Consider the following 622-nt stretch of genomic DNA (forward strand, 5'->3'; position numbering starts at 1 on the left):
TCGCGGATGTTTCCAGCCTCTGCGCGGGCGTCAGCAAGCTGAGCCGTGTACTGCTCGAGAGCAGCCTCGGCCTTGCGCTGGGCGTCGTCTGCCTTGGCGATGTTGCCCTCGATGGCCTCTGCACGGTCGTCAAGAAGCGTCTGCATCCTCGGAAGTGCGTACTTCCAGAAGAAGAACAAAATCACGACAAAGCAGACCGCTGACCAGATGATGTCGTAGACAGCCGGGATGAGCGGGTTATGCGTCTCCCCCGCGGCGGCGGCTGCAATTACTGCGTGAAGCATCATGCCTCCTAACTCAGGTAGTAAAGAGGACTAAACGAAGATGAAGTAGGTTGCGATACCGATGAAGGCGAGCGCCTCGGTGAAGGCGATACCGATGTACATCAGAACCTGGAGGCGGCCGGCCAGCTCAGGCTGACGAGCGACACCCTCGATGGTCTTTCCGACGACGATACCCACGCCGATTGCCGGGCCGATGGCTGCGAGGCCATAACCGACAGTCGCGATGTTGCCGTTGATTTCCGCGAGAACGGTAGTTGCGTCCACGTTTGTTTCCTTCCGTAGGGGTGAATGCGGCGAGTGCCGGATTCGATGTCTAGTGTTCCTCAGCCAGCGCGAGC

1 protein-coding gene and 1 pseudogene are annotated in these 622 nt (G+C 59.3%); both read right to left on the reverse strand.

Features of this window, described 5'->3' with window-relative positions:
• Positions 1-284 (reverse strand): annotated as a pseudogene (locus tag JF66_RS17550) (F0F1 ATP synthase subunit B); the annotation flags it as partial.
• A 30-nt stretch (positions 285-314) separates the two neighbouring features.
• Positions 315-548, reverse strand: coding sequence for an ATP synthase F0 subunit C (gene atpE / locus JF66_RS17555; RefSeq protein WP_035837596.1), 234 nt, complete (start codon positions 546-548; stop codon positions 315-317).
• Positions 549-622 lie beyond the last annotated feature (74 nt).

Origin of the sequence: Cryobacterium sp. MLB-32 (assembly GCF_000738085.1) — a bacterium.
Classification (GTDB): Bacteria; Actinomycetota; Actinomycetes; order Actinomycetales; family Microbacteriaceae; genus Cryobacterium.